This is a genomic window from Limnobacter sp. (genome assembly GCF_964228395.1).
Lineage (GTDB): Bacteria > Pseudomonadota > Gammaproteobacteria > Burkholderiales > Burkholderiaceae_B > Limnobacter.
Map to the genome: position 1 here is coordinate 1 of NZ_CAXQZX010000092.1, position 4,399 is coordinate 4,399.

The 4,399-nt window shown below is 54.9% G+C and carries 5 protein-coding genes and 1 pseudogene; 1 reads left to right on the forward strand and 5 read right to left on the reverse strand.

The genetic code is table 11. The features are described 5' to 3' along the window. Together ACEQU8_RS07550 and ndk are read right to left on the reverse strand one after the other, a co-directional pair. Window positions 1-478 (reverse strand): annotated as a pseudogene (locus tag ACEQU8_RS07550) (23S rRNA (adenine(2503)-C(2))-methyltransferase RlmN); the annotation flags it as partial. Between the two features lie 101 nt (window positions 479-579). After that, window positions 580-1,005 carry a nucleoside-diphosphate kinase gene (gene ndk / locus ACEQU8_RS07555; RefSeq protein WP_370262681.1) on the reverse strand — a complete coding sequence of 142 codons (426 nt, stop codon included), beginning with the start codon at window positions 1,003-1,005 and terminating at the stop codon, window positions 580-582. Window positions 1,006-1,175: 170 nt separating this feature from the next. Between ndk and ACEQU8_RS07560 the strand changes: the two genes are divergently transcribed. Then, window positions 1,176-1,880 carry a Bax inhibitor-1/YccA family protein gene (locus tag ACEQU8_RS07560; protein WP_370262682.1) on the forward strand — a complete coding sequence of 235 codons (705 nt, stop codon included), beginning with the start codon at window positions 1,176-1,178 and terminating at the stop codon, window positions 1,878-1,880. A 183-nt stretch (window positions 1,881-2,063) separates the two neighbouring features. Here ACEQU8_RS07560 and rlmD read toward each other — a convergent pair whose 3' ends face one another. Genes rlmD through ACEQU8_RS07575 form a run of 3 tightly spaced genes read right to left on the reverse strand, consistent with a single transcriptional unit; the run spans window position 2,064 to window position 4,386 of the window. Continuing rightward, window positions 2,064-3,413, reverse strand: coding sequence for a 23S rRNA (uracil(1939)-C(5))-methyltransferase RlmD (rlmD, locus tag ACEQU8_RS07565; RefSeq protein WP_370262683.1), 1,350 nt, complete (start codon window positions 3,411-3,413; stop codon window positions 2,064-2,066). A 23-nt stretch (window positions 3,414-3,436) separates the two neighbouring features. Further along, window positions 3,437-4,261 carry a peptidoglycan DD-metalloendopeptidase family protein gene (locus ACEQU8_RS07570; protein ID WP_370262685.1) on the reverse strand — a complete coding sequence of 275 codons (825 nt, stop codon included), beginning with the start codon at window positions 4,259-4,261 and terminating at the stop codon, window positions 3,437-3,439. Further along, window positions 4,258-4,386 (reverse strand): hypothetical protein, encoded by a 129-nt coding sequence (locus ACEQU8_RS07575; RefSeq protein ID WP_370262686.1) that lies wholly within the window; start codon window positions 4,384-4,386, stop codon window positions 4,258-4,260. The genes ACEQU8_RS07570 and ACEQU8_RS07575 overlap by 4 nt, the downstream gene beginning before the upstream one ends. Window positions 4,387-4,399: the final 13 nt, after the last annotated feature.

A 4,399-nucleotide genomic window follows, 5' to 3' on the forward strand; every position in this document is an offset into this window, starting at 1 on the left:
GCTCTTGCGCGTACTGATGAGTACCGCTTTCGCGCAACAGCACATTGGCCTTCCACAATTGAGCCACAATTTCGGCCGTGCTTAAATTGCGCGAAAACCCCTGTTTGCCGGTGGAACAAAATCGGCAATTCACAGCGCAACCCGCCTGCGAGCTTACGCACAGAGTGCCGCGCCGCTCTTCGGGGATGAACACGGTTTCGACAGCGTCACCCTGCCCCACATCAAACAACCACTTGCGCGTGCCATCTCGGGACACGTGGTCAGAAATGATCCCGGGCGCCGCGATGAATGCCTTCTGCTGAAGGGTGCTACGAAAGCTCTTCGCCAAATCGGTCATGGCGTCAAAGTTATCGACCCCAGACTGATGGATCCATTTGGCCAGTTGCTTGGCACGGAATGGCTTTTCTCCCAGGGACGCGCACCACTGGACCAACTCGGGCACCGAGTATTCAAGCAGGTTGTCGGGTTGAGCACTCATGGGAGCATCCACACAAAAAAGCAGGCTTTTTAAAAAAACACAGGGGCGTTGTGCGCCCCTGTGTGCATGCGGCCTGTGCGCACGACCAAGCTTAGTTTAGCTTAGCGGGCAAACACTTGCGAAGAAGGAAAGAAATAAGCGATTTCAACGGCCGCTGTTTCTGGGGCGTCTGAGCCGTGCACAGCGTTGGCGTCGATGCTTTCAGCGAAATCAGCGCGAATGGTGCCGGCTGCAGCTTCTTTGGGGTTGGTTGCGCCCATCAGCTCGCGGTTTTTGGCGATGGCATTTTCGCCTTCCAAAACCTGGATCATGACGGGGCCGGAAATCATGAAGCTCACCAGGTCGTTGAAGAATGGGCGAGCCTTGTGCACTGCATAGAAGCCTTCTGCCTCTGCGCGAGACAGGTGGGCCATGCGGCTGGCCACGATTTTCAAACCAGCGTTTTCAAAACGGCTGTAAATTTGACCAATTACGTTTTTAGCCACTGCGTCAGGCTTGATAATAGACAGTGTGCGCTCGATTGCCATGGTGTAACCACTCCGGTGATGTTGAAAAGCTTAAAAATTAACCCGCAATTATAGCTGGTTTATAAAAAAAACCAAACCGTCACCCTGACCGCTCACTCCATTTGAAACTTTTGGCCGTTACCATTACTCTAAATCACTGGAATTTGTTGACTCGCAAGGAGAGTACGAACATGTCTGAATTCAACACAACGTCATTTGGCCGCACGGCTGGTGGTGTTTCCCAAGTAGACACCAACCGGGTGCTGCGCAATACCTACTACCTGCTGGCCATGTCCATGGTTCCCACAGCATTGGGCGCATGGCTGGGCGTGGAGTTTGGGTTCTTCACCCTGTTTGCAGGCAGCCCGATTCTGGCTTTTGTGGTGATGCTGGCTGCCATGTTCGGTTTTATTTGGGGTATTCAGCGCAACCGCAACAACTCATTGGGTGTGGTGCTCATGCTGGGCTTCACATTCTTCATGGGCCTTATGCTGTCGGGCATCTTGTCTGTGGCTCTTAGCTTGAGCAACGGCGGCGCAATCATCGGCATGGCCGCATTGGGCACTGGTGCCATCTTCTTCGGTTTGGCCAGCTACGCCGCTGTGACCAAGCGCGACTTCACCAACATGGGCAAAACCTTGTTTATTGTGTTGATGATGGTCATTGTGGCCAGCGTGGCAAACCTGTTTCTGAAAATGCCAGCGCTCCACCTCACCATTTCGACCATCTGCGTGGGCTTGTTCTCCATGTTTTTGTTGTACGACCTGCAGCGTGTCATGCGGGGTGGAGAAACCAACTACATTTCGGCTGCACTGAGCATTTATCTGGACCTGTATAACCTGTTTGTGAATTTGCTGCAGTTGCTGATGGCCTTTGCTGGCGGCAGCCGGGAGTAAAAACACCCTTTGCATGACACGCCGCAACATCAAAAACACTTGATTGGGCGGCGCAATGGGTGCAATATCAAAGCTCAATTGATCGATATCACTATCGATCGCCAGGTTGGTGGGGCATACCACCAACGTAAACGGGGCCCAAGTGGCCCCGTTTGTTATTGATTGCCAATCGCGGTCAAACCGTTATTTTTCAAAAACCGCGATGGATTCAACGTGCGCCGTGTGGGGGAACATGTTCACCACTCCAGCCTGTTTTAGCGTGTATGGGCCCGTTGCGCATAACACCGCCGTGTCGCGGGCCAAAGTGGATGGGCTGCACGACACGTACACAATACGCTGAGGCTGAAACTCTGCCTTGGCGCCCACAATGGCTTTGCAAATTTCCAAAGCGCCATCGCGCGGCGGGTCGATCAGCACTTTGTTAAAGCGCCCCCAGCTTTCCCACTCAGCCGACTCCACTTCAAACAAATTACGAACATGAAACTCGGTTTTGCCAGCCAAGCCGTTGAATTCTGCATTTTCAGCGGCCCTTTGCACCAGGTCTTCTGAGCCCTCAAAGCCTTTAACATGGCTGCTTTGGGTGGCCAATGGCAGAGAAAAGTTGCCCAAGCCACAGAACAGGTCAAGCACCCGATCTTCAGGCTTGAGTTCCAGCAAGCCCACCGCCCGGCTGACCATCGCGTCGTTGATGAGATGGTTAACTTGGGTGAAATCTGTGGGCCTAAACCGCATGCGTATGCCAAAGCTGGGGATAAGGTACTGCAAATCCACGGGTGTGCTGGGCAGCAAACGATGAATGGTGGCGGGCCCCTCTGGTTGAAGCCACCAATCCACCTGCCATTGCTCGCCAAAGGCTCGCAAGGCTTGCAGATCTTGCTCGGCCAGAGGCTCAAAGTGGCGCAACACCACTGAAGTCACCCCCTTGCCCACAGCCAGCTCACTCTGCGGTACCCGGGTATAAATGGTCAAACCCTCAAGCATTTTGGCCAAAGGCACCAGCATATTGGACACGTGGCGAGGCAGCACATGGCATTCATACATGGTGGCCACATAAGAGGATGCCTTCTCGTGGAAGCCCACCAGCATGCCGCCCTTTTTGGGAACAAATCGCGCGGTAAGGCGGGCGCGATGGCGGTAGCCCCAATAGCTGCCGTGGATGGGTGGCAGCATTCGCTCGGGTTTTTGTTTGCCGATGCGCTCTAGCAGATCCTCAAGGGCCCTGTTTTTAATGGCCACTTGGGCCGAGGGCTCCAGGTGTTGCATGGCGCACCCACCACACACGCCAAAATGTGGGCAACGGGGTGTGGTGCGCACCGATGAGGCTTTTAATACCTGCACAGCGCGCGCGCGAGCATAACTGGGCTTGCTTTTAACCACCTCGGCCACGACCGTCTCACCGGTGAGGGCACCCTCTACAAAATGCACCTTGCCATCAAGGTGAGCCACGCCCTGTCCCTCGAGGTCAATCGACTCAATATCCAAAGTGACCTGCGGAAACGGCGCTGGTTCTTTTTTTCTTCTGCTTCTACCCATGATGTGCTTATAAAAGATGGGGCTTAACGGGGTGGCAAGTATTCCATGGGGTCCACGGGTTTGCCTTGCTTGCGCACCTCAAAGTGCAATTTGGGTCGGTCAGCATCAGACTGGCCGGCTTCGGCAATTTTTTGACCTTTGGTCACGGGCTCGCCTTCTTTGACAAGCAAGGTTTTGTTGTGGGCATAGGCGGTCAACAGGTTGTTGTCGTGCTTCAGAATAATCAGGTTGCCGTAACCACGCAGGGCGTTGCCCGAATACACCACCCTACCCGCCTGCGCAGCATAAATGGGGTCACCCACCTTGGCAGCCAGGTCGATGCCCTTGTTGACGCCTGCCTTATAGGCTTGAATGATTTCACCTTGATGCGGCCACATAAAGCCCAACGTCACATTGGCCGGTGCGGGCGGCCTTAATTCGGTGGCGGGCTCAACGGGGCTCACTGGACGGGCTCCACCAGCCGGGGCCACTGGGGTGACTTCAACCACGCCGTTGCTTTCGGTGCTGGCAGCCAGGGGCGGCACAGCCTGCCCAGAAATACCCTCCACCTTCAGGCGTTGGCCGATGCTCAATTTACTGGGATCGGCCAGGTTGTTGGCTCTGGCCAGTTCACGCCAGTCCAGCCCAAACTCAAGGGCAATACCATACAGCGTGTCGCCAGGCTTGACGATGTAAGTGCCTTCGGCCGAAGCGCCGGTGTCGCCCGCGCGTGGGGGCAGGCGATCGATCACAGGCGCATTGTTGCCCGTGGATGCACAAGCGCCCAGCAACACCAAGGTTGCAAAGCCAAGGGCCAGGGAATGCAGGTGACTTAATGGGGAATAGCCATTCAAAGTGCTGCGTTTCATACGTTGCGAGTTCCTTGTAACAGGGGGACAAATTTAACAAGATCTTTGTTTTCGCGATGCCATTTGTCGACCGCCAAGCGGTCAACAACCACCAGCACCTGCTTTTGCTGATCAGCCACAGGCACAATCAAACGGCCA